Raw genomic sequence first — 22,759 nt, forward strand, 5'->3', positions numbered from 1 at the left:
TGGCCGGATTTGCTGCGGGCGACCCTGAGCCAAACGGCCTGCCGATCCGGGTTATCGGTCAGTCGATTGTCGTTGTGACGGTTGTCGACGATCGTCCGTTGGACTGCGCCGCTATTGCAGACCGATAAGGACGCTGAGCAATCCACAGATGCGGTGCGGGCCACACGAAGAGGCCCTTGCTATTTAGCGCGCAAACGGGCTTGGCCCAGTCGTTTGATGGTAAGGCTGCTCGCGAAAATCAAGATCGCCATAGTCCGGCGTGATATGGATCTGACGGGTCTTGTGATTGATTTCAAGATAGACGCGATCGCCGGGCTCGAATCCAAACAGCTTGAAGTGTGCATCGATGACGGCCATCCAGGGCAGGTACGGCCAGCCTCGCTTGGGCTTGTCAGGCGTGCTGCGGAGGATCATCTGAAGCACCGTTTTCGGGTCTTGCTGCTTGCGCTTACGGAACAGCGCTTTAATATGGGCGACAGCCATTTCCGACTCCTGAGGTGAGTTGGTTGTGGTCAGCGGGCCGTATGGGTGGCAGCCTATGCGGCCCGCGCTTTTTCGCGGTGATGCTGGTTCAGTCTACGCGAAGAAGAACGCTTTATGAGGTCAATACGAGCGAATTTGCCGAACGGTATAGGGACCATTAGTCGCTTGGAACTTCGCGTTGCCAAGTGGATGGGACTAGCGACGAAATAGTCGAAATGCTTGGGATCGGCGCCGGAATGGCCTGCGCCGGAGCAAGATGCGTTCTGGAAGCTCGAGGCGTGACGACCGACTGCTCCCTCGCCGCAGAGCAGCGGGACGCGTGGGCCGAACGCGACGGGCAATATATAGCGCAGCAACCGCATCTCCTGAATCTCGTGCTGCGGGGAACGCATAGCAACTTCCACTGACCCGTTACCATTAGTTTCTGACGGGTTGGCCTATGGTCGGCGGTTTCGATGCCTGAACGTGGTCGACGACTACACACGCGAGTGCTTGGACATCGAAGTCGATACTTCGCTGCCCGGCCTACGAGTGCAGCAAGTGCTCGAGCGGCCGAAGGAGATGCGAGGCTTGCCCGTATCCATCACGGTCGACAACGGGCCGGAGTTCGCTGGTAAGGTGCTGGATGCATGGGCTTACGAAGCCGGTGTCACGCTGTCGTTCATTCGGCTTGGCAAGCCGGTGGAAAATACCTATATCGAGAGCTTCAACGGGCGGTTCCGCGACGAATGCCTGAACGAGCGCTGGTTCGTCTCAATGCGCCACGCCAAGCGGCTGATTGAAGAATGGCGTATCGAGTACAACACCGAGTGGCCTCATAGTTCGCTCGGCTGTCTGACGCCTGCGCAGTTCGCCCGGGCGCACGACGCGAAGCAGCAGTTTTTAACCTCGGACTCTAACTGCAGTTCGGACTAAAACCGGGGGCAGGTCAGCTTGTGCATCGGGCGGATGGCTCACTAAGTGGCTCACCGTGCGCACAAGGCAAAAGGCCCGTGTTCCTGAGAACACGGGCCTCTGCACTAATTGGGTGGCGAATCAGGGACTCAAACACAAGGCGTTACAGAAATCGAAAAGAACACGGACCGGTGACAATCCCGGCAGTCTCACCTTTTCGGCTCTTTCAGTCTCACGAACCGTGTTGCAGTCTCACGAATGCCGTTTCCCTGCAACACAAAGCTCAAACGTCAATATTCCCCGCCCGCAACGCATTCGACTCAATAAACGCCCGCCGCGGCTCGACATCATCCCCCATGAGGGTAGTAAAGATCCCGTCCGCAGCAATCGCATCCTCGATCTGCACGCGCAGCAACCGCCGCACTGCCGGATCCATCGTCGTTTCCCACAGCTGTTCGGGGTTCATCTCCCCCAGCCCCTTATACCGCTGCTTCGAAACATTCCGCTCCGCATCCGCCAGCAGCCATTTCATCGCGCTCTTGAAGTCCGCGACAGCCATGCTGCGCTCGCCGCGCTTGATGACCGCACCTTCCCCGATGAGCCCCTTGAACGTATTCGCGGTGGTCACGAGCTGCTGATAATCCGCCGTGTGCTGGAATTCCTGGTCGATGACCGAAACCCGCACGTTGCCGTGATGCGTACGCTCGACATGCAGCGACCGCTGTTCGCGAACCGGGTCATACGAAGGCACGACACGCACTTCGTTCTTCAGCGCCTCATCATGCAACGCAGCGTGCAGCGCCTTCGCCGAAGCCTCAGTCGAAGCCTCATTGGAGAGGTCGATCACCACGCCGTCCATAACAGCTTCCAGCGCCGCCGGGTCATACAACCGGCTCAACCGCTCGATCACGCTCTGCGACAGCAGATACGACCGCGCCAGTTCCCCAAGTGCATCGCCCGAAATCGCCGCCGCATTCTCCCCAGGCACCAGCTCCGACCCTTGCAGCGCCAACCGCAGCATATGCGCGTTGAGCTCCACGTCATCCTTCAGATACCGTTCGTCCTTGCCCGCCTTGATCTTGTAAAGCGGCGGCTGCGCGATATACACGTACCCGCGCTCGATCATGTCCGGCATCTGGCGATACAGGAACGTGAGCAGCAGCGTCCGGATGTGCGCACCGTCGACGTCCGCGTCGGTCATGATGATGATGCGGTGATAGCGCAGCTTGTCGAGGTTGTAATCATCCTTGCCGATGCCGCACCCAAGCGCGGTCACGAGCGTGACGATCTGTTCCGACGACAGCAGCTTGTCGTAGCGCGCCTTCTCGACGTTCAGCACCTTGCCGCGCAGCGGCAGGATCGCCTGGAACTTCCGGTCACGCCCTTGCTTGGCCGAGCCACCTGCCGAGTCGCCCTCGACGATGTAGATTTCGCACTTGGCCGGATCCTTCTCCTGGCAATCCGCGAGCTTGCCCGGCAGCCCGACGCCATCGAGCACGCCCTTGCGTCGCGTCATTTCACGCGCCTTCCGAGCAGCATCCCGCGCACGCGCAGCTTCAACAATCTTCCCGCAGATGATCTTCGCGTCGATCGGCGTTTCCAGCAGGAATTCTTCCAGCGCCTTCGCCACAACCTCTTCAACCGGCGCACGAACCTCGGAAGAAACCAGCTTGTCCTTCGTCTGCGAGCTGAACTTCGGCTCCGGCACCTTCACGGACAGTACGCACGACAGCCCTTCGCGCATGTCGTCGCCGGTCGTCTCGACCTTCGCCTTCTTCGCGATTTCGTTGTCGGTGATGTACTTGTTGATGACGCGCGTCATCGCGGCCCGCAGGCCGGTCAGGTGCGTGCCGCCGTCGCGCTGCGGAATGTTGTTCGTGAAGCACAGCACGTTCTCGTTGTAGCTGTCGTTCCACTGCATCGCGACTTCGACGCCCACGCCGTCCTTCTCGCCGTTGGCAAAGAAAACCGTCGGGTGCAGGTTGGTCTTCGTCTTGTTGATGTACTCGACGAAGCCCTTCACCCCGCCGGCGAACGCGAAATCGTCTTCCTTGCCCGAGCGCAGGTCCGTGAGACGAATCCGCACGCCGTTGTTCAGGAACGAAAGCTCGCGCATCCGCTTCGCGAGGATGTCGTAGTGATACTCGACCGTGCCGAAAATGGTCGGATCGGCCATGAAATGCACTTCGGTGCCGCGGTTCTCGGTATCGCCGGTCACGAGCATCGGCGACACTTCCACGCCGTCCACGGTCTCGAGCACGCGATCCTGCGCGATGCCGCGATGGAACTCCATGAAATGCTTCTTGCCGTTGCGGCGCACGGTGAGGCGCAGCCAGCTCGACAGCGCGTTCACGCACGACACGCCCACGCCGTGCAGGCCGCCGGAAACCTTGTAGCTGTTCTGGTCGAACTTCCCGCCGGCATGCAGCTCGGTCATCACGATTTCAGCCGCGCTACGCTTCGGCTCGTGCTTGTCGTTCATCTTCACGTCGGTCGGAATCCCGCGGCCGTTGTCGGTCACGGAAATCGAGTTGTCGGCGTGAATCGTCACGTGGATGTCGTTGCAGTACCCGGCCAACGCTTCGTCGATCGAGTTGTCGAGCACCTCGAATACGAGGTGGTGCAGACCGGTGCCGTCAGACGTGTCGCCGATGTACATCCCGGGGCGCTTGCGCACCGCTTCCAGACCCTCGAGGATCTGGATCGACGAGGCGCCGTAGCTGCTGTTATCGGGTTGCGAATTGTGCTGTTCACTCATGGATATCTTCCGGTTCTGCGAGGCCACTCTCGTGGCGGCGCGGTGCGTTTCAGCGAGAGAAATCGCCGGGCCGCTCCAGTTTCCTGGCCCGTCCGAAGCGCCGAAAAGGCGCCAAAGGGACGGGTTGTCGGTTCGCCATAAAAACGCCAAAGGGGCTTGCCGCCCCCTGGTGTGTATCGTGATGTCGAGCGCGTCAGATGCGCATCGGCATCACGACATACTTGAACTCGTCGTTCTCGGGCACGGTAATCAGCGCGCTCGAGCTGGCGTCGCCGAGGCTCACCTGCACGGTGTCGACCTTCAGGTTCGCGAGCACGTCGAGCAGATACGTGACGTTGAAGCCGATGTCGACGGTATCGCCCTGGTAGGCGATTTCCAGTTCTTCCTGCGCCTCTTCCTGATCGGCGTTGGTCGACATGATCTTCAACTGGCCCGGCGCGATGATGCAGCGCACGCCCTTGAACTTGTCCGAGGTCAGGATGGCCGCGCGTTGCAGCGAACGCTGCAGCTCTTCGCGGCCGATCTCGAACGTGTTCTTGTGCGCCTTCGGGATCACGCGCTGGAAGTCGGGGAACTTGCCCTCGACGAGTTTCGACACGAGCTCGACCTGGCCGAACGTGAACTTGGCCTGGGTCTGCGCGATGTCGATGGTGACGGTGTCGTCGATGTCCTCGAGCAGGCGCTGCAGCTCGAGAATCGTCTTGCGCGGCACGATGACTTCCTGGCGGCCGAACGTGCCGCCTTCGAGCTTCATCGACGAGAATGCGAGGCGGTGGCCGTCGGTGGCCACGGCCATCAGCTGGTCGCCGTCGACGACGAGCAGCATGCCGTTCAGGTAGTAGCGGATGTCCTGCTGCGCCATCGCGAAGTGCACCATGCCGAGCAGCTGGCGGAACGACTTCTGCGGGACGGTGAGCGTGGCGCCGAAATCCTTCGCCTGCGCGACGGTCGGGAACTCGTCGGCCGCGAGCGTCTGCAGTGCGAAGCGGCTCTTGCCGGACTGAACGGTGAGGCGCTTGTCGGCGAGCGACAGCGTGACCTGGCCGTCAGGCATCGCGCGCAGGATGTCGAGCAGCTTGCGGGCCGCGACGGTGGTGGCCACCTGGTCGCCGCCGACGCCGAAATCGGCGCGCGTGGTGATCTGCAGCTCCAGGTCGGTCGACAGGAATGAAACGTCCGGGCCGTTCTTGGTGATCAGCAGGTTGGCGAGGATCGGCAACGTATGGCGGCGTTCGACGATGCCGCTGACCGTTTGCAGCGGCCTGAGGAGTGTGTCTCGTTCGGTCTTGACCAGTTGCATAGAGTTCCTTCGTTGAGTAACGGCCTGCAGCGCAGCAGCCTCGCAGCGCCCCGCCGGCCGGGCTCTTGGCCCGCCACCACCGGGGCGGTCAAACCAGTATTGTGCCTCAAAACCGAACCGCCCCCCTTAAATTGGGGCGGAGGCCGAATTATCAAGCGCGGTGCGCGCGCTCAGCCCTTCAGCGTCTGCTCCAGCACGTGCAGCTCGTGGTTGAGCTGCGCGTCCTTGCTGCGCTCGTCGGCGATCTTGCGCACCGCGTGCAGCACGGTGGTGTGATCGCGCCCGCCGAACAGCTCGCCGATTTCCGGCAGGCTCTTCTGCGTGAGCTCCTTCGCCAGGTACATCGCAATCTGCCGCGGCCGCGCGATGTTCGCCGGACGCTTCTTCGAATACATGTCGGCGACCTTGATGTTGTAGAAGTCGGCGACGGTCTTCTGGATGTTCTCGACCGAAATCTGCCGGTTCTGCACGGTCAGCAGGTCCTTCAGCGCTTCCTTGGTCAGCTCGATCGAGATCTCGCGGCCGTGGAACTTCGAATACGCGAGGATCTTGCGCAGCGCGCCTTCGAGCTCGCGCACGTTCGAGCGCAGGTGCTTCGCGACGAAGAACGCGACGTCCTCCGACAGGTTCACGCCTTCCGACTGCGCCTTGCGCATCAGGATCGCGACGCGCATTTCCAGCTCGGGCGGCTCGATCGCGACGGTGAGGCCGGAATCGAAGCGCGAGATCAGGCGATCGTCGATGCCCGAGATCTCCTTCGGATACGTGTCGCTGGTGATGATCACCTGCGCCTTGTTCGCGACGAGCGCCTCGAACGCGTAGAAGAATTCCTCTTGCGTGCGCGACTTGCCGGAGAAGAACTGGATATCGTCGATCAGCAGCAGGTCGAGCGAGTGGTAATAGCGCTTGAAGTCGTCGAACGCCTTGCGCTGATACGCCTTCACCACGTCGGACACGTATTGCTCGGCGTGGATGTAGCGGATCCGCGCGCCGGCCTTGTCGAGCAGCAGCTGGTTGCCGATCGCGTGGATCAGGTGGGTCTTGCCGAGGCCGACGCCGCCGTACAGGAACAGCGGGTTGTACGAGATGCCGGGGTTGTCCGCGACCTGGATCGCGGCGGCGCGCGCGAGCTGGTTCGCCTTGCCGGTCACGAAGTTGTCGAACGTGAGCACGGGGTTCAGCTTCGAACGTTCGTACATCGAATCGGCTTCGCCGCCGTTGGCGGGTGCGGCGCCGGGGCCCGGGCGCCACGTGCGGCGGCCGGCGGCCGCTTCATGCGCGGGCAGGCTCGGCAGGTCGATGTCGGCGTCGTCGGCGTTCAGGTGGTGCGCAGCGGCCGCCGACGGCGTCATCGGCACGTCGGCCGGCGCGCTGGGCGCGGCGGCGGCATTCGCGGTCAGGTTGGCGGCGATCGCGGCGACCGTCGCGGCAGGCCCGCTCGGCGCCAGCGGCGCGCGCGGGGCGGCCGCGGCGCCTGCGGGGGCGCTGCGCATGCCGGCCTTCGGATCGAGGACGAACTGGACTTCGATCGGCGTGTTCCAGAATTCGCGGGCCAGATCGGAGATCCGACCCGAAAACTGGCTCTTGACCCAGTCCAGCTTGAAGCGGTTCGGCGCGGCGATGGACAGCGTGTTCGCCGACGCATCGAAGGCCACCGGGGCCAAGGGTTTGATCCACGTCACGTACTGCTGGGGCGTCAGCTCGCGCTCCAGCAGTGCGGAACAGTGTTGCCAGAAATCGTTCATCAAGTAACTGTCGTTTTTTGCGTGCACAGCGCGGCTCGCCGGCGCCCTTGTCGCGGTTGTGCAACAAGGCCCGAAGCGGTCGTGCGAGCGTGCCTCAGGACGCCTGCGTCACAGTGTTGGAGGGGCAGGCGCGGGCCGAAGCGGCGTGCGGGATTCTTGGAGATAAGGCGAGATTCTACCGCCAAACGCGGCCACAGCGCGAGTTATCCACAGGCCGGGATTGTGGGTCGCGGGGCCGGATCGGCGCGGGCCGGCACAGGCGGACGACTCCTAAAGTATTGACCGTCAAGAGAAAAACGGTTTAAATAGCGGGTTCCGCGAAAACCAATCCTGTATTCCCGGCGATTGCGTTCGCCCGAATGCCTCCGGTTAAGGGCACGCGGTCCCCTGAATTTCGACATTCTCGAACAAGTGAGAACATCATGAAACGTACTTACCAACCGTCCGTGACGCGCCGCAAGCGCACCCATGGCTTCCGTGTCCGCATGAAGACGGCGGGTGGCCGCAAGGTCATCAACGCTCGCCGCGCGAAGGGCCGCAAGCGCCTCGCCATCTAAGGCAGGTTGCGCGCTGTGTCCGCCGTCCGCAGTCCTGCGGAAGGTGCCGTCGAGCCGGGTGCGAATCCGTCGCAGACGAAAGCCGCCTTCCCGAAAGCTGCGCGACTTCTGAAAACGGATGAATTTTCATCCGTTTTTCGTTTGCGCCCCTGGCGGCGTTCCGCGCACTTCGTGATCTACGGCAAGCCGACCGGCCAGCCCGCCCGTCTGGGGCTCGTCATCGGCAAGAAGTATGCGCCGCGTGCAGTCACGCGCAACCTCGTGAAGCGGCTGGCGCGCGACGCGTTTCGCCTGCGCCGGGCCGAATTCGCCGGTTACGACCTGCTGCTGCGGCAGCACACGCGCTTCGACAAGAAAGCGCTGCCGAGTGCGGCTTCCGCCCCGCTCGCGGCGATGTGCGCGGCCGAAATCCGCGAACTGCTCGACAGGGCAGTCCGGGAGATCGCGCGCCGGGCGTCGAAGCCCGCGTCCGAGTGACGCATCCGTCCGTGGTGCGGCGTTCGCGCCCGCCCGGCCGGTTATGACGCGGCGTCGAACGGCGCCGCCCAAGGTATGGAAACGGTATTGATCGCGTTGCTGCGCTTCTACAAGGTTGCCGTGAGCCCGATGCTCGGCAACCGTTGCCGTTTTTATCCTTCCTGTTCGGATTACGCGCGCGAGGCAATCCAGTATCATGGCGCCGCGCGCGGCACGTATCTCGCCGTCAGGCGCGTGTGCCGATGCCATCCGTTTTCCGCGGGCGGCATCGACCTCGTTCCGCCGCCCAACTCCGACACTCGCGCTCGCGGCGAAGCCGACGCGCGGTCCCATCGACTCTGAGACAACGCATGGATATCAAACGCACCGTCCTATGGGTGATCTTCTTCATGTCAGCTGTCATGCTGTACGACAACTGGCAGCGCGACCATGGACGCCCGTCGATGTTCTTCCCGAGCGCCACGCAGACGGCCCCCGCGGCTGCCGGCGGTGCATCGGGCACGGGCGCGACGACGACCGCAGGTGAAGTGCCGGCCGCAGCAGCAGGCGCCGCACCGTCGACGACGGCACCGGCCGCGCAGGCGCAGCTCGTGAAGTTCTCGACCGACGTGTATGACGGCGAAATCGACACGCGCGGCGGCACGCTCGCGAAGCTGACGCTGAAGAAGCAGGGCGACGGCAAGCAGCCGGACCTGTACATCACGCTGTTCGACCACACGGCCGGCCACACGTATCTCGCGCGCTCGGGCCTGCTCGGCGGCGACTTCCCGAACCACAACGACGTCTACACGCAGCTGAACCCCGGCTCGACGTCGCTGACGGGCGACCAGAACACGCTGAAGCTGTCGTTCGAATCGCCGGTGAAGGGCGGCGTGAAGGTCGTGAAGACCTACACGTTCACGCGCGGCAGCTACGTGATCGGCGTCGACACCAAGATCGACAACGTCGGCACGGCACCGGTCACGCCGACGGTCTACATGGAACTGGTGCGCGACAACACGGCCGTCGAAACGCCGATGTTCTCGCATACGTTCCTCGGGCCGGCGGTCTACACGGACGCGAAGCACTTCCAGAAGATCAACTTCAGCGACCTCGACAAGAACAAGGCCGACTTCGTGAACTCCGCCGACAACGGCTGGGTCGCGATGGTGCAGCACTACTTCGCGTCGGCCTGGATTCCGCAGCAGGGCGTGAAGCGCGACATCTACGCTGAAAAGATCGACCCGACGCTGTACCGCGTCGGCGTGAAGCAGCCGGTCGCCGCGATCGCACCGGGCCAGTCGGCCGACGTGCAGGCACGCCTGTTCGCCGGTCCGGAAGAGGAGCGCATGCTCGAAGGCATCGCGCCGGGCCTGGAGCTCGTGAAGGACTACGGCTGGGTGACGATCATCGCGAAGCCGCTGTTCTGGCTGCTCGAGAAGATCCACGGCGTCGTCGGCAACTGGGGCTGGGCGATCGTGCTGCTGACGGTCCTGATCAAGGCCGTGTTCTTCCCGCTGTCGGCCGCGAGCTACAAGTCGATGGCGCGCATGAAGGAAATCACGCCGCGCATGCAGGCGCTGCGCGAACGCTTCAAGAGCGATCCGCAGAAGATGAACGCCGCGCTGATGGAGCTGTACAAGACCGAGAAGGTCAATCCGTTCGGCGGCTGCCTGCCGGTCGTGATCCAGATCCCGGTGTTCATCTCGCTGTACTGGGTGCTGCTCGCCTCGGTCGAAATGCGCGGTGCGCCGTGGATTCTGTGGATTCACGACCTGTCGCAGCGCGATCCGTTCTTCATCCTGCCGGTGCTGATGGCCGTCTCGATGTTCGTGCAGACGAGCCTGAACCCGACGCCGCCGGACCCGGTCCAGGCGAAGATGATGAAGTTCATGCCGATCGCGTTCTCGGTGATGTTCTTCTTCTTCCCGGCCGGTCTGGTGCTGTACTACGTCGTGAACAACGTGCTGTCGATCGCGCAGCAGTACTACATCACGCGCAAGCTCGGCGGCGGCAAGAAGGCCTGACGCCCGCCGCACACGCGGGCGGCCAGCCGCCCGCGATGCACGTAAAAAAGCCGCATGGTTTTTTCCATGCGGCTTTTTTTGTTTCCGGTGGGGGGCGGTGCGATGGCGTATGCGGAGGTCGGCCGCTGCCGTTCAGGCCTTCTTCGCTTCGATTTTCGCGTCGCTGCCGTAGAACTGCTCGATCAGTTCCTGAACGAGGTAACGTTGATGCGGCGGCAGCGCCTCGATCTTCGACGCGAGCTCGATCGTCTCGGGCGTCGGCGGATAGCGCTCGTCGCGTGGCAGCGGTTGCGGCGTCGGATGTTCGGCCACGCTCGGCGACGGGCCATAATGCAGCCAATGCAGTTCGACGCGCAACCAGTCGGCGAGCGTTTCGAGTTTGTCCGGCGTCGGAATCGTCCGGCCGGTCAGCCACTTGTGTGCGGTTTGCGGTGAAACCGGCTGCGCGCCATGGTGACGCAGATTGAACCGGTTCGCGAGCTCGGTCGCGCCGGTGACCTTCTCCGGGCTGCGCCTCAAGGCGAATTTCAGGCGTTCCGAAAACGCTGATTTTTCTTCGGGTGTCGGCATGAGGGTGATTGTGCAATTTCGCCGACGCCTTTCAGACAACCGAATAGGATAAACGTAGCGCATTTGGATGAATCCCAACCTGCTGCGGAGCATATCCAGGAATTGGGGGACCAGCGTTGGGCCAATCCGGCAGGCATACTCGTCCGAAACGGACAGTACGTGCCAGCGTGGAATTGATACTCGCCTTAGCTCCGTCGGGATAAATTCGAGCGATTTCGAAACCGACGCGGCGTCCGGTAGCGTGCGGGCCCGCACGCTACAATGCCGGCGTCCCGATGCCCGCACCGTTGCGCGGGCGCATCATTGACCATCCGTTCACCCGATTCATCCGATTCCCATGCTTGCTACCGATTCCGATCCGATCGTCGCCATTGCCACCGCTGCCGGCCGGGGCGGCATCGGCGTCGTCCGCGTGTCGTTCGGGCGTGGCGGCGAGGCGGCCGCACTGCCGCTGATCGACGCGTTGTGCGGGCAGCGGCTCGCGCCGCGCCATGCGAGCTACGTGCCGTTCCTCGACGAGCACGGCGCGCCGCTCGACCGCGGGATCGCGCTGTATTTCCCCGCGCCGCATTCGTACACCGGCGAGCACGTGCTGGAGTTGCAGGGGCATGGCGGGCCGATCGTGATGCAACTGCTGCTGCAGCGCTGCCTGGATGCGGGGCGCGGCTTCGGGCTGCGGCTTGCGGAACCGGGCGAGTTCACGCGGCGCGCGTTTCTGAACGACAAGCTGGACCTTGCGCAGGCCGAGGCCGTCGCCGACCTGATCGAGGCGAGCACCGAAGCGGCGGCGCGCTCGGCCGGGCGCTCGCTCGACGGTGCGTTCTCGCGGCAGATCCACGCGCTCGTCGAGGATGTGATCACGCTGCGGATGCTGGTCGAGGCGACGCTCGATTTCCCGGAAGAGGAAATCGACTTCCTGGAAGCGGCCGACGCGCGCGGCAAGCTCGCGAAGATCCGCGAGCAACTGGCGCACGTGCTCGGCGACGCGCGGCAGGGCGCGCTGCTGCGCGAGGGGTTGTCGGTCGTGCTCGCCGGGCAGCCGAACGTCGGCAAGTCGTCGCTGCTGAACGCGCTGGCCGGCGCGGAGCTGGCGATCGTCACGCCGATCGCGGGCACGACGCGCGACAAGGTCGCGCAGACGATCCAGGTCGAAGGGATTCCGCTGCACATCATCGATACGGCCGGGTTGCGCGAGACGGAGGACGAGGTCGAGCGGATCGGGATCGCGCGGACATGGAGCGAGATCGAGCGCGCGGACGTCGTGCTGCACCTGCTCGATTCGCGCACGGGGATGACGGCGGACGACGAAACGATCGCGGCGCGGTTCCCGGATGGCGTGCCGGTGGTGCGGGTGCTGAACAAGACGGACCTGACCGGCGTGCCGGCGTGCGTCGAGCATCCGGCGGCCGAAGGCGACCTGACCGAGGTGCATCTGTCGGCGAAGCGCGGTGACGGGATCGACATGCTGCGCGCGGAGCTGCTGCGGATCGCGGGGTGGCAGGCCGGGGCCGAAGGGGTTTATCTGGCGCGCGAACGGCATTTGATTGCGCTGCGGGCTGCGCAGGAGCATCTTGCGCAGGCGGCCGATCATGCAGAGCAGCGGGCGCAATCGCTCGATCTGTTTGCGGAGGAACTGCGGCTCGCGCAGGAACGACTCAATGCGATTACCGGCGAGTTCACTTCGGATGATCTGTTGGGGGTGATTTTCAGCAGGTTCTGTATCGGGAAATAAACGGCCGCCCAAGGTTGTCCAGGGTCATCCCCCGGCAATCCGGATCAATCGGCTGATCCGATCCGGACGGCGTCATCACGGCGGCCGAAGCGAAATGCATCAATCCCAATGGCGATGATGATGGTAATACCCGCCATCACCGTAATACCCGCCACCATCAGGCACCACGATGCAGCCGCTCAACAACACGGCCACGCCGGCAATCAGCAAAAGGGTTTTCTTCATCGCGTTCACCTGCTCGGATTCGACATGAATCCAGCATAGCGAGCGCCGTCAACAGCGGCTGTAAGCGATCGTTTCCCGGTGCCGCAATCCGTAACGGCGGATTATTCCGGTCACAAAGGCCGTAACAAATCGCCAATCCGCAGACGTTTTCAGGCCACGACGACGCGGTTTCGCCCCGCATCCTTCGCGTGGTACAGCGCGGCATCGGCGGCTTCGATCAATGCATCGGGCGTCGACAGATCCTCGGCCGACACCGTCGCGCAACCGATGCTGACGCTCACGCGCCCCGCCGGCGACGCAGGCATCGCGAGATCGAGCCGCAGCACCGCTTCGCGCGCTTCCTCGGCAACCACCCGCGCACCACGCGCGCCGGTGTTCGGCAGCACGATCGCAAACTCCTCGCCACCGTAGCGCGCGACGATATCGGCGGGACGCCGTACCGCACCGGCCAGCGCATTCGCGACGGCGATCAGGCATGCATCGCCCTTCACGTGACCGAACGCATCGTTGTAGGCCTTGAAGTGATCGACGTCGACCATCAGCAGCGACAACGGCTCGCTTTGCCGCCGCGCCTGCAGAAACAGCGTGTGGAAGTGATCGTTGAAGTGGCTGCGGTTGAACGCGCCGGTCAGCCCGTCGCGCGCGGACGAACGAACCAGCGTCGCATGTGCTTCGAACAGCTCCCGATACAGCTTCGTCACTTCCCATGCGAGCACGCACACCAGTACGCCGGGCGTGAACATGCTGAACACGCGCGCGAGATACCAGCCGACGGTGAAGCGGTTCGTGGTCAGCAGGTTCAGCGTCGTGTCGGTGAGGCAGGCGAGCACGGCGATCGCAAGCCACAGGTCGAGCGTCGTGCGCAGCCGGCCGACGGCCAGCACGGCGACGAGCGCGAGCGCATTGAGGATCCATACGACCAGCGCGATCCCGTTGACGGGCAGCGCGGCCGCGTCGGCCGGCGGATGGAACGCGGGCGGCAGTGCCACGTTCAGTGCGAGCACGCACAGCAGCGCGGCCGCGACGGCCGGGCCGCCGACCAGCGCGAACGCCCACAGGCGCGTCTGCGCCGCGCCAACCGGCACCCGCGTGAGCCACTCGCGCGCGAGCAGTGCGGCCATCACGAAGCACGGAAAGCCGGCGTGCCAGAAGACCCACATCCACGCGGCGCTTTGCGGACGCGCGCCGAGCAAGCCATGCGGTGCGAATATGCCGGGAAAGGTGAGCAACTGCAGCGCGACGGCGAGTGCGGTGAACGCATAGGCGCCGCCGAGCGCACCGAGCACGGGCTGGCGGGTGACGGTGAACTGCGCACCGAGGAAAAAGGCGGCGATGCTCGCGGTGGTGAACACGGTCAGCGCGCACATCGGCATGAACGGCTCGACGGCCGGCAGCGCGACGTTTGCGTGCGGCACGGCGATTCCGAGCGCGAGCACGATGACGAGCGCCGTCAGCGCGCCGAACCAGAGCTGACGACGCGACGTGTGCTGGATCAGAATGCCTTCCATGGATTCCCCCGGGCGCTCGTGCGGTCATGCCCGGTCTTGGCGCCGGGCAGCATGCATCCGGCCGCGATGCGACCGGTGCGCCCGATCCTATCGCGTTATTCGCGCGCGCTCAAATCCCGAGGCCGGGGCCGAAGTTGCCGGCGACCCAGCGCGTGACGGCATCGACGTCCGCATAGTCCTGTTCGGGCAGGCCGTCGAGCATCGACAGCACTTCGTTGCTCGCGCCGGCGTCGCGCGCGGCGTCGACGATCGCGTCCTTGTTCGCCGGGTAGCGGACGGCGGCCAGCACGTCGGCGATCTGCAGATCGATCGCTTCGCCGGGGATATCGTGCGGAGGGAGGGCGGATTTGTCGTTCACGTCGGCGTCTCGCTGGTTGAGCGGGAATCGGTTCTTCGCGGAAGGGGCCCCGTTCGGATCGGGGCGACCGGCCCGGACGGAGTGCCTGCGGGGATGGCGATCGACTCAGTGCCCGCGCCGCACGCGGCGCCACGGATGCTTCCAGTCGATATGCGGTGCGTTTTCGTCGCGCGGATGCTGGCGCCGATGTTCCTGCCAAAGTTCGTCGGAGAACAGCGCAGCCACGATCACGAGTGGCAATACGAGAAAGATGCCGAGTATGACTTGCTCGATCACGATAGCCTCCTTGCGGTGGCAGGAACCCTTGCTCTCATTCTAGGCTCTGAGCTTCGCCCGCGGTCAATTTCTTGCAGCGCGGAATGCGTCCCGTTCGCGGTGCCGTGGCACGGACGCTTCATGCGCACGCGGGCATCAAAAAGGACACGACCATGCAACTCCAGAACGACAAGCACTCGCTTGCACTGCGGCCGCTGGAGCGCCAGGACCTGCGCTTCGTTCACGAACTGAACAACGACGCGAAGATCATGCGCTACTGGTTCGAGGAGCCGTACGAAACCTTCTCCGAGCTGTCGCAACTGTATGACCGCCATGTGCACGACCAGCGCGAGCGCCGCTTCGTCGCGGTCGATCCGCAAGACGAACTGGTCGGCCTCGTCGAGCTGATCGAGCTCGACTACATCCATCGTCGCGGCGAGTTCCAGATCATCATCGCGCCCCAATGCCAGGGGCGCGGCTACGCGGGCCAGGCCACGCGCCTCGCGATCGAATATGCGTTCAAGGTGCTGAACATGCGCAAGCTGTACCTGATCGTCGATACGTCGAATGCGGCGGCAATCCACGTGTACGAGAAATGCGGATTCCAGCACGAGGCGGAATTGAAGGAAGAATTTTTCGGAAACGGTGCGTATCACAACGCTTATCGCATGTGCATCTTCCAGCGCGATTATTTCGAGCGGCCGCAATTGGACTGAATAAAGCCGGGTAAAAACAGCGGCGAAGACGCCCTGCGGCCACGCGCTGCGGGGCGCTCGGCCCATTCGGGAAAATACGGGTAAATACGAGTGCGCTTATGCCTGGCATTTTTCTTGTATCAGGTAATTCCGGTGCCGCACTGCGGTAAATTCATATCGTTTTGGATGACTTTATGTGCAATGCATCAAAACGGTTTCGATATCGAAATGAATTATCCAAACCGTTCAACCGGTGTATTGAAATTTGGCTGACAGACTTGCTGGACAATACTTTGCGCCCGGCGGCGCGGGCAAATTCACCCGATGGCAGATAACGCCACGTGCGTGCGGCAAGCAAAAAATCGAGTGCGCGCGGGGTGCGACAATTCGCCGCTATTGCGATCGCACAACAAATGTGCTTGATATCGCTTGCCGGTCTTCTAAAGTGAAAAACGCGGGTTCACGATCATCTTTAAACACATAGCTAACCGAGCCTGGTGCCCGCAAGCCTGGAGACAGAACATGATGAAACGTACCGGTGTCCTCTTTGCCCTTGTCGGCGCATTTTCCGTGGTGTCGATCGCCCAGGCGGGCGGCGATGCGGCTGTCCAGCCGAAGCAGGAAATCCAGCTGACGAAGAATGCGTGGGGCTGTCTGTCGAAAGACAATCTGGACTCCGTACTGAGTCACGAGCGTGACGGCAAGTCGCAGGCAAAGCAGCAGTATTTCGACGACTACCGTTGCCTGTCGGTGCCGGAAGGCCAGCGTTTCCGCGTGGTGTCGGTCGATCAGGGCGACGTCCAGTTCGTCAGCGCCGACAACAGCGACCAGCAAGGCCTCTGGACCGACTCTCGCTTCGTCAAGCAGTAACCCGCACGCGCATCTCTCGCACCCGCGCGCCGGCCGGAACCGCCGGCGGCGCGGCACGAACGCGGCCCGGCCGATGCCGGGCCGTCGTGCTGTGGAGCGCCCGTCACGCGCCGGGCGGCGCGCATTCGGTATCATCACGGCCCGACCGAACCGAATGCCCGCCCGGGCCGTATCCGCATGGCGCTGAAATCCACGATCTACAAAGCCGAGTTGCAAATCGCCGACATGGATCGGCACTACTACGCCGATCACGCGTTGACGGTCGCCCGTCACCCGTCGGAAACCGACGACCGGATGATGGTGCGCATCGTCGCGTTCGCGCTGTTCGCGCACGAGCGTCTCGAGTTCTGCAAGGGGCTGTCGGACGTCGACGAACCCGATCTGTGGCAGAAGGACCTGACGGGCGCGATCGACGTGTGGATCGAGGCTGGCCAGCCCGAAGAACGGCGTATCTCGAAGGCGGCCGGCCGCGCCGGGCAGGTCACGGTGATCGCATACGGCGGCAAGACTTCGGACATCTGGTGGCAGGGCGTGCGCAGCAAGGTGGAGCGACTGCGCAACGTCCAGGTGCTGTCGCTTGCCGACGGTGTCGCGGCCGCGCTCGGGCGTCTCGCCGAGCGTACGATGCGCCTGCAGTGCACGGTCCAGGACGGCACCGCCTGGATCTCGAGCGCCGATCACGATCCCGTCGCGGTCGAATGGACGGTCCTGAAGGCGCGCGCCGACGCGTGACGGCCGGCGCTCAGCCGAGCGCGGCGGGCGGCCCCTTGAATTCCAGCATGTTTCCTTCGGGATCGAACAGATAGATCGACGGCCCGTAGCCGCCGGCGCCGTAACGTTCGGCGGGGGCGCCGGGGCGCGCGCCATGCGCGGCGAAATGCGCGATCAGTGCTTCGGGGTCGAATGGCTCGACGCGCAGGCAGAGGTGGTCGAGATTGCGGCCGGTGCCGGGCGGGCCGCTGTCGGGACGGTCGATCGGGCCGCCAACCGACAGCAGGTCGATCAGTGCGTCGCCGGCGCGCAACTGTACAAGGCCCAGGTCGGGTTGTTCCTTCTCCACGTGGCAGCCGACGGCGTCGCAGTAAAAGTGCGTCATCGCAGCCATGTCGGTCACGCGTATCACGACGTGATCGATCGCGCGGATGGTCGGTTTCATGAGCGGGCACTCCTTCGCGGTTGGCGTGCACCGAGTGTAGACCGCGCCGGCGACGTATGCCGGAACGCGGCACGATCGACGGACGAAAAAAAGCCCGTTCACGCAGAGCGGAACGGGCTTAATCCATATCAGGAGGAGACATGGAGGAGACAGTTCCAACTATACACACGGCGATGGTGCGTTGCAATATTCCGAGTGTAAAAAATGGTCAGGACGGCGATTTGTCGCATCCGCACTGCAACAAAATGGTGACGCGATGATGACGAAAGCGGCGTCCGCGCAGCGCTTGCGCGGCTTTTCGTCCGATTGAACGGTTTCGATGCGCCTTCGATTATGTCCCCGATTTTGCCGGCGCGAATCACAGAGCAAGATTCAGGGCGCGACGGCCCATGCCGATGTCTAGAGTAGGCACCATCTACACTGGAGAGTGCGAGGTTCAGATGAAAACCGCCTATTCGACCGACGATGCCCGCTGGGGCGCCGTGACCGCCCGCGATCCGCATGCGGACGGCGCGTTCTTCTATGCCGTGCGCACGACCGGCGTGTTCTGCCGCCCAAGCTGCGCGTCGCGGCTGCCGCGGCGCGAGCACGTATCCTTCTTTGCCGATCCGGCCGCCGCCCGCGCGGCCGGCTTCCGCCCGTGCAAGCGCTGCCAGCCGGAAGGGCTGCCGCGCGAGCTCGAGATCGTCAACCGCGCGTGCGCGGTGCTCGACGCGCATCCGGAGCGGCTCACGCTGCAGCAGCTGAGCGACGCCGTGCACGTGAGCCCGTTCCACCTGCAGCGGTTGTTCAAGCGCGTGGTCGGCGTGTCGCCGCGGCAGTATCAGGCCGCGCAGCGCGGCGCCGCATTGCGCGAGGCGCTGCAAAGCGGGCAGCCGGTCACGCAGGCGGCCGTCGACGCGGGGTTCAATTCGCCGTCGCGGCTCTACGCATCGGTGCCGCGCGAGCTGGGGATGGCGCCGTCCGCGTTCCGTCGTCAGGGCGCCGGCCTGCGAATCGATTATGCGACCGCGTCGACGCCGCTCGGCACGGTGCTCGTTGCCGCGACCGAACAGGGCATCTGCCGGATCGCGTTCGGCGACGAACCGGCGTCGCTCGTCGACGAACTGAAGGACGCGTTCGCGCGTGCCGAGCTGGTCGAATCGCCGTCGCGGCTCGCGCCGTTCGTCGCGCAGATCCGCGCGTATCTGGACGGCACGCGGCACGCCTTCGACCTGCCGCTCGACATCGCGCCGACCGCGTTCCAGCAGCGCGTGTGGGAAGCGCTGACGCATATCCCGTACGGCGAGACGCGCAGCTATTCGGAGATCGCCGAGGCGCTGGGCGCGCCGCGCGCGGTGCGGGCCGTCGCATCGGCCTGCGCGTCGAACCCGGTCGCGCTCGCGATCCCGTGCCACCGTGTCGTGCAGAAGGGCGGCGCGCTCGCCGGATATCGCTGGGGCGTGCGCCGCAAGGCGACGCTGCTCGCGTCCGAGGCGCGCCATGTGCGCGACGATGAAACCGAAGCCGTTGCGGAGGGCAACGCAGTTTGAGCATCGACAAAACCATGATGACGTCGATCGCGAACGGCGGCCACGTGCCGCCGTCCGCGCAGATGGCGCTGCGCTTCAAGGCGCCGTACGACTGGGCGCGCGTGCTGCGCTTCTTCAGCGGACGGGCGATTCCGGGTGTCGAACAGGTCGTCGACGGCATGTATCGCCGGATCGTCGACCTGAACGGCGACGCGGGCAGGCTCACCGTCACGAAGCATCCGCGCCGGCATTGCCTGATCGCGACCCTCGAAGGGGCGGCCGCGCGGCATGTCGACGACGCATTTGCGCACCGTGTCGCGTCGATGTTCGACCTCGGCGCCGACCCGGCCGCGATCGGCGGCGGACTCGCGCGCGACCCGTGGTTCGCGCCGCTCGTCGAGGCCGCGCCGGGGTTGCGCGTGCCGGGCGCCTGGTCGGGGTTCGAGCTTGCGGTGCGCGCGATCGTCGGCCAGCAGGTGAGCGTGAAGGCGGCGACGACGATCGTCGGCCGGCTTGTCCAGCGGGCCGGCGAGCGCGTCGTGCACGACGACGGCATGGCGGCGCCGGACGGCGCCCCCGCGTGGCGTTTCCCGACGCCGGACGCGCTCGCCGCATGCGATCTGGAGAAGATCGGGATGCCCGGCAAGCGGGCCGCCGCGCTGACGGGCATGGCGCGCGCGGTGGCGGCCGGCCACGTGCCGCTCGATCCCGCGCAGGCCGACCTCGCGACGCTGCGCCGCGCGTGGCTCGACCTGCCCGGCATCGGCCCGTGGACCGTCGAATACATCGCGATGCGCGCGTGGCGCGACCCGGACGCGTGGCCGGCGTCCGATCTGGTGCTGATGCAGTCGATCGCCGCGCGCGATCCGTCGCTCGACCGGCTCGCGAGCCAGAAAGGCCGGACTGAAGGCTGGCGGCCGTGGCGCGCGTATGCGGCGCTTCATTTGTGGAACGACGTGGCGGACCGGGCCGGCGGCGCGCGCGGCGGATGACGGTCGCCGCCGCAGGCCGGCGGGTGCGACCGGGCAGGGCCGCGACGCAACCCGCAAGAGGTGTCACGCCGGCAGTGATCGGTCGGTGATCCTCACGGCTGCGACGTTTGACGGCGATCGGCGATCAGCCCTCTCCGGTGTCTGACAGTCCGGCGCGTACGATCGGCCCGGCCGTGACGACGATGCATCGCGGGTTCGGCAGAACGGGTTGCACCTGATGGCGCTGCCGTGCTCGTCGCTCGCGTTCCTTCCGACGAATGTCGCGCGATCGCTGCGTGCGCCGGTGCCGACGACGGTCGGCTGTGCGCGCGGCGTTGGCGGCCATCGGCCCGCCGGACGGCCTGCCGCGGCCGGCGCGCACCGCCCGGCGCCACCTCAAGCGCGTGTGACGGCGAGATGTTAAAGTGCCCGCTACCAACGAAGCGACCAATAATCCAGCCGGCCGCGTGCGGCATTCCGCGCGCGGCCGTCACGCACTTGCGTCTCCATGTCGAACACCATGACTCACCGCCAGTCCGAACTGCTGCTGAATCGTCTCGAAGCGCTGAGCTCGGGCCCGACGCGGCAGCATCTGCCCGACGGCCTGCGCGGCATCGAAAAGGAAAGCCTGCGCGTGACGCGCGACGGGATGATCGCGTTCACGCCGCATCCGCGCGCGCTTGGTTCGGCGCTCACGCACCCGTCATTGACGACCGACTATTCCGAAGCGCTGATCGAACTGATCACGCCGGCGGAAGGCGACGCGTCGGTCACGCTCGAACGTCTCGACGATCTGCACCGTTACGTGTATGCGTCGCTCGGCGACGAGATGCTGTGGAACGACTCGATGCCGGGCCTGTTGCCGGCCGATGATGAAATTCCGATCGCCGACTACGGCACGTCGAACATCGGCCGCCTGAAGACGGTGTACCGCCGCGGCCTCGCGTATCGCTACGGCCGCACGATGCAGTGCATCGCCGGCATCCACTACAACTATTCGCTGCACGAGGAAGTGTGGCGGCGCCTGCACGCGGAAGAGGGCTCGACGGCCACGCTCGTCGATTACCAGTCGGAGCGCTATCTCGCGCAGATCCGCAACTTCCGTCGCCGCAGCTGGCTCCTGATGTACCTGTTCGGCGCATCGCCGGCGCTCGACGCGAAATTCCTGCGCGGCAAACCGCACAAGCTCGACGCGTTCGATGCCGATACGCTGTACCGGCCGTACGCGACGAGCCTGCGGATGAGCGACCTCGGTTACTCGAACACGACCGCGCAGGCCGCGCTGCACGTCGACTACAACACGCTGCCCGGCTATCTCGATGCGCTGTCGAAGGCCGTGAGCGAACCGTATCCGCCGTACGAGGCGATCGGCACGCATCGCGACGGCGAGTGGATCCAGATCAACACGAACGTGCTGCAGATCGAGAACGAGTTCTACTCGACGATCCGGCCGAAGCGCGTCACGTATTCGGGCGAGCGTCCGCTGCATGCGCTCGCGTCGCGCGGCGTGCAGTACATCGAAGTACGCTGCCTCGACATCGATCCGTTCGAGCCGACCGGCATCGCGCTGGAGACCGCGCGCTTCATCGACGCGTTCCTGCTCGCCTGCGCGCTCGACGAGAGCCCCGCGCTCGACTGCGACGCGTACAAGGAAGCGAATGCGAACTTCGGCAGCGTGACGATGGAAGGGCGCAAGCCGGGGCTCACGCTGGTGCGCGACGGCCAGCCGGTCACGCTGCAGGCGTGGGCGGACGATCTGATGGCTGATATCGAGACCGTCGGGCGCCGTCTCGACGAGATCCGCGGCGGCGACGAGCATGCGCGTGCGATCGCCGCGCAGCAAGAGAAGCTCGCCGATCCGGAGCGCACGCCGTCGGCGCGCGTGCTGCGCACGATGCGAGAGAACGGGCAGTCGTTCCTCGCGTTCGCGCTCGCGCACAGCGAAGCGCATGCCGCGCATTTCCGCGCGAACCCGCCGTCGGCGGAGACGATGCGCGCCGAGCAGGCGCTCGCGGCGAAGTCTCTGGCCGAGCAGGCCGAGCTGGAAGCGAAGGAGGCCGGATCATTCGACGCGTTCGTCGCGGCCTATCGCGCCTATACGCTGAACCGCTTCAGCGTGTGATGGCCGTCGCCCGCCGCGCGTCGCGCAGCGCAGGCCGGCTGCGGGCCGGATGGCCGCGCGGTCACGCGTCCGGCCCGGTTTCAGCCGCTTCAGTGATGCGCGTACGTGTCGCGATCGACCACGCGCGACAGCGCCGGCTTTCCTGATTCCACATTCGCATGGCCGTCGCTGCCGTGGCCGGCCGCGTCGCGCGCCCGTGCGGCGCGCTGCATGATCGCCTGCATGTTTTGCGGAAAGTCGGGACCGCTGGCGAGACTCGGCCGATAGCCGGCGGCCTGCAGTTCCGCGAGTTCCTGGCGAACTTGCGCGCGCGTCAGGGTCGACGCAGCCTGCGCCTGAGCCTGGACGGCGACGGCCGAGCCGATCAGTACCAGCGCGTACGCCGCAAGTTTCATGGTCTTCATCGTGTTTGCTCCGTGGGGGTTCCGGAGCCGCGCCTTCGTCGGCACGGACGGAATCAATGCAGCGAGTCTAGGCTTCGGATGCCAAACGAAACATCCTGCGTCCCGTCAGTCACCTTTGCCGGTTGAGCAACATTGCGCCGGCGGCTTGCTGGCGCGCGCGTC

22 protein-coding genes and 1 pseudogene are annotated in these 22,759 nt (G+C 64.9%); 12 read left to right on the forward strand and 11 right to left on the reverse strand.

What is annotated here, in order from left to right; genetic code table 11:
• Positions 1-183 precede the first annotated feature (183 nt).
• The gene (locus tag ACV22W_RS20055; protein ID WP_170296683.1) at positions 184-483 is read right to left on the reverse strand and encodes a hypothetical protein; all 300 of its coding nucleotides are present in this window, start codon (positions 481-483) and stop codon (positions 184-186) included.
• A 411-nt stretch (positions 484-894) separates the two neighbouring features.
• Here ACV22W_RS20055 and ACV22W_RS20060 point away from each other — a divergent pair.
• Positions 895-1,398, forward strand: a pseudogene (locus ACV22W_RS20060) (integrase core domain-containing protein); the annotation flags it as partial.
• Between the two features lie 262 nt (positions 1,399-1,660).
• On the opposite strand, the gene gyrB reads toward ACV22W_RS20060, so the two are convergent.
• The 3 genes from gyrB to dnaA all read right to left on the reverse strand — a co-directional run bounded on the left by gyrB (position 1,661) and on the right by dnaA (position 7,180).
• Positions 1,661-4,135, reverse strand: coding sequence for a DNA topoisomerase (ATP-hydrolyzing) subunit B (gene gyrB, locus ACV22W_RS20065; protein ID WP_448021243.1), 2,475 nt, complete (start codon positions 4,133-4,135; stop codon positions 1,661-1,663).
• Between the two features lie 193 nt (positions 4,136-4,328).
• A complete protein-coding gene (gene dnaN, locus ACV22W_RS20070) occupies positions 4,329-5,435 on the reverse strand; it encodes a DNA polymerase III subunit beta (protein WP_006756934.1) in 1,107 nt (368 codons plus the stop codon).
• A 170-nt stretch (positions 5,436-5,605) separates the two neighbouring features.
• Entirely contained in the window at positions 5,606-7,180 is a 1,575-nt protein-coding gene (gene dnaA, locus ACV22W_RS20075; protein ID WP_059819985.1) for a chromosomal replication initiator protein DnaA, read from the reverse strand.
• A 422-nt stretch (positions 7,181-7,602) separates the two neighbouring features.
• Between dnaA and rpmH the strand changes: the two genes are divergently transcribed.
• The 4 genes from rpmH (at position 7,603) to yidC (ending at position 10,220) form a co-directional block, all read left to right on the forward strand.
• Positions 7,603-7,737: a 50S ribosomal protein L34 gene (gene rpmH / locus ACV22W_RS20080; protein ID WP_004198824.1), complete on the forward strand. Its 135-nt coding sequence runs from the start codon at positions 7,603-7,605 to the stop codon at positions 7,735-7,737.
• Positions 7,738-7,752: 15 nt separating this feature from the next.
• Positions 7,753-8,214, forward strand: a complete 462-nt coding sequence (gene rnpA, locus ACV22W_RS20085; protein ID WP_031401531.1) for a ribonuclease P protein component — start codon at positions 7,753-7,755, stop codon at positions 8,212-8,214.
• A 75-nt stretch (positions 8,215-8,289) separates the two neighbouring features.
• Positions 8,290-8,556, forward strand: coding sequence for a membrane protein insertion efficiency factor YidD (yidD, locus tag ACV22W_RS20090; RefSeq protein WP_006750110.1), 267 nt, complete (start codon positions 8,290-8,292; stop codon positions 8,554-8,556).
• Positions 8,557-8,564: 8 nt separating this feature from the next.
• Entirely contained in the window at positions 8,565-10,220 is a 1,656-nt protein-coding gene (gene yidC / locus ACV22W_RS20095) for a membrane protein insertase YidC (RefSeq protein WP_448021245.1), read from the forward strand.
• A gap of 132 nt (positions 10,221-10,352) precedes the next feature.
• Here the strand turns inward: yidC and ACV22W_RS20100 are convergent, their stop codons facing one another.
• Positions 10,353-10,790 carry a transcriptional regulator gene (locus ACV22W_RS20100; protein WP_448021436.1) on the reverse strand — a complete coding sequence of 146 codons (438 nt, stop codon included), beginning with the start codon at positions 10,788-10,790 and terminating at the stop codon, positions 10,353-10,355.
• Between the two features lie 337 nt (positions 10,791-11,127).
• On the opposite strand from ACV22W_RS20100, the gene mnmE reads away from it, so the two are divergent.
• Positions 11,128-12,522, forward strand: a complete 1,395-nt coding sequence (gene mnmE / locus ACV22W_RS20105) for a tRNA uridine-5-carboxymethylaminomethyl(34) synthesis GTPase MnmE (protein WP_448021247.1) — start codon at positions 11,128-11,130, stop codon at positions 12,520-12,522.
• 99 nt (positions 12,523-12,621) lie between these two features.
• On the opposite strand, the gene ACV22W_RS20110 is transcribed toward mnmE, so the two are convergent.
• From ACV22W_RS20110 to ACV22W_RS20125, 4 genes are all read right to left on the reverse strand, one after another.
• Positions 12,622-12,747: a hypothetical protein gene (locus ACV22W_RS20110; RefSeq protein WP_256980637.1), complete on the reverse strand. Its 126-nt coding sequence runs from the start codon at positions 12,745-12,747 to the stop codon at positions 12,622-12,624.
• Between the two features lie 149 nt (positions 12,748-12,896).
• Positions 12,897-14,255 carry a diguanylate cyclase gene (locus ACV22W_RS20115; protein WP_448021249.1) on the reverse strand — a complete coding sequence of 453 codons (1,359 nt, stop codon included), beginning with the start codon at positions 14,253-14,255 and terminating at the stop codon, positions 12,897-12,899.
• A gap of 109 nt (positions 14,256-14,364) precedes the next feature.
• Positions 14,365-14,613, reverse strand: coding sequence for a DUF2795 domain-containing protein (locus ACV22W_RS20120; RefSeq protein WP_059534862.1), 249 nt, complete (start codon positions 14,611-14,613; stop codon positions 14,365-14,367).
• A gap of 105 nt (positions 14,614-14,718) precedes the next feature.
• Positions 14,719-14,889 (reverse strand): hypothetical protein, encoded by a 171-nt coding sequence (locus tag ACV22W_RS20125; protein ID WP_006489933.1) that lies wholly within the window; start codon positions 14,887-14,889, stop codon positions 14,719-14,721.
• A gap of 152 nt (positions 14,890-15,041) precedes the next feature.
• Between ACV22W_RS20125 and speG the strand changes: the two genes are divergently transcribed.
• From speG to ACV22W_RS20140, 3 genes are all read left to right on the forward strand, one after another.
• Positions 15,042-15,584 carry a spermidine N1-acetyltransferase gene (gene speG / locus ACV22W_RS20130; protein WP_448021250.1) on the forward strand — a complete coding sequence of 181 codons (543 nt, stop codon included), beginning with the start codon at positions 15,042-15,044 and terminating at the stop codon, positions 15,582-15,584.
• Between the two features lie 501 nt (positions 15,585-16,085).
• Complete coding sequence (gene sap1, locus ACV22W_RS20135; RefSeq protein WP_044848669.1) at positions 16,086-16,433, forward strand: surface attachment protein Sap1; 348 nt, start codon at positions 16,086-16,088, stop codon at positions 16,431-16,433.
• 177 nt (positions 16,434-16,610) lie between these two features.
• The gene (locus ACV22W_RS20140) at positions 16,611-17,165 is read left to right on the forward strand and encodes a YaeQ family protein (RefSeq protein ID WP_448021252.1); all 555 of its coding nucleotides are present in this window, start codon (positions 16,611-16,613) and stop codon (positions 17,163-17,165) included.
• Between the two features lie 10 nt (positions 17,166-17,175).
• On the opposite strand, the gene ACV22W_RS20145 is transcribed toward ACV22W_RS20140, so the two are convergent.
• The gene (locus ACV22W_RS20145) at positions 17,176-17,589 is read right to left on the reverse strand and encodes a VOC family protein (RefSeq protein ID WP_448021254.1); all 414 of its coding nucleotides are present in this window, start codon (positions 17,587-17,589) and stop codon (positions 17,176-17,178) included.
• 440 nt (positions 17,590-18,029) lie between these two features.
• On the opposite strand from ACV22W_RS20145, the gene ada reads away from it, so the two are divergent.
• The 3 genes from ada to gshA all read left to right on the forward strand — a co-directional run bounded on the left by ada (position 18,030) and on the right by gshA (position 22,193).
• Positions 18,030-19,121 carry a bifunctional DNA-binding transcriptional regulator/O6-methylguanine-DNA methyltransferase Ada gene (ada, locus tag ACV22W_RS20150; protein WP_448021256.1) on the forward strand — a complete coding sequence of 364 codons (1,092 nt, stop codon included), beginning with the start codon at positions 18,030-18,032 and terminating at the stop codon, positions 19,119-19,121.
• A 14-nt stretch (positions 19,122-19,135) separates the two neighbouring features.
• A complete protein-coding gene (locus tag ACV22W_RS20155; protein ID WP_448021258.1) occupies positions 19,136-20,092 on the forward strand; it encodes a DNA-3-methyladenine glycosylase family protein in 957 nt (318 codons plus the stop codon).
• A 487-nt stretch (positions 20,093-20,579) separates the two neighbouring features.
• Positions 20,580-22,193: a glutamate--cysteine ligase gene (gene gshA / locus ACV22W_RS20160; RefSeq protein ID WP_448021260.1), complete on the forward strand. Its 1,614-nt coding sequence runs from the start codon at positions 20,580-20,582 to the stop codon at positions 22,191-22,193.
• An 89-nt stretch (positions 22,194-22,282) separates the two neighbouring features.
• Here the strand turns inward: gshA and ACV22W_RS20165 are convergent, their stop codons facing one another.
• Entirely contained in the window at positions 22,283-22,597 is a 315-nt protein-coding gene (locus tag ACV22W_RS20165; protein ID WP_448021262.1) for a DUF4148 domain-containing protein, read from the reverse strand.
• Between the last annotated feature and the right edge of the window lie 162 nt (positions 22,598-22,759).

Source organism: Burkholderia sp. AW49-1 (genome assembly GCF_053427845.1).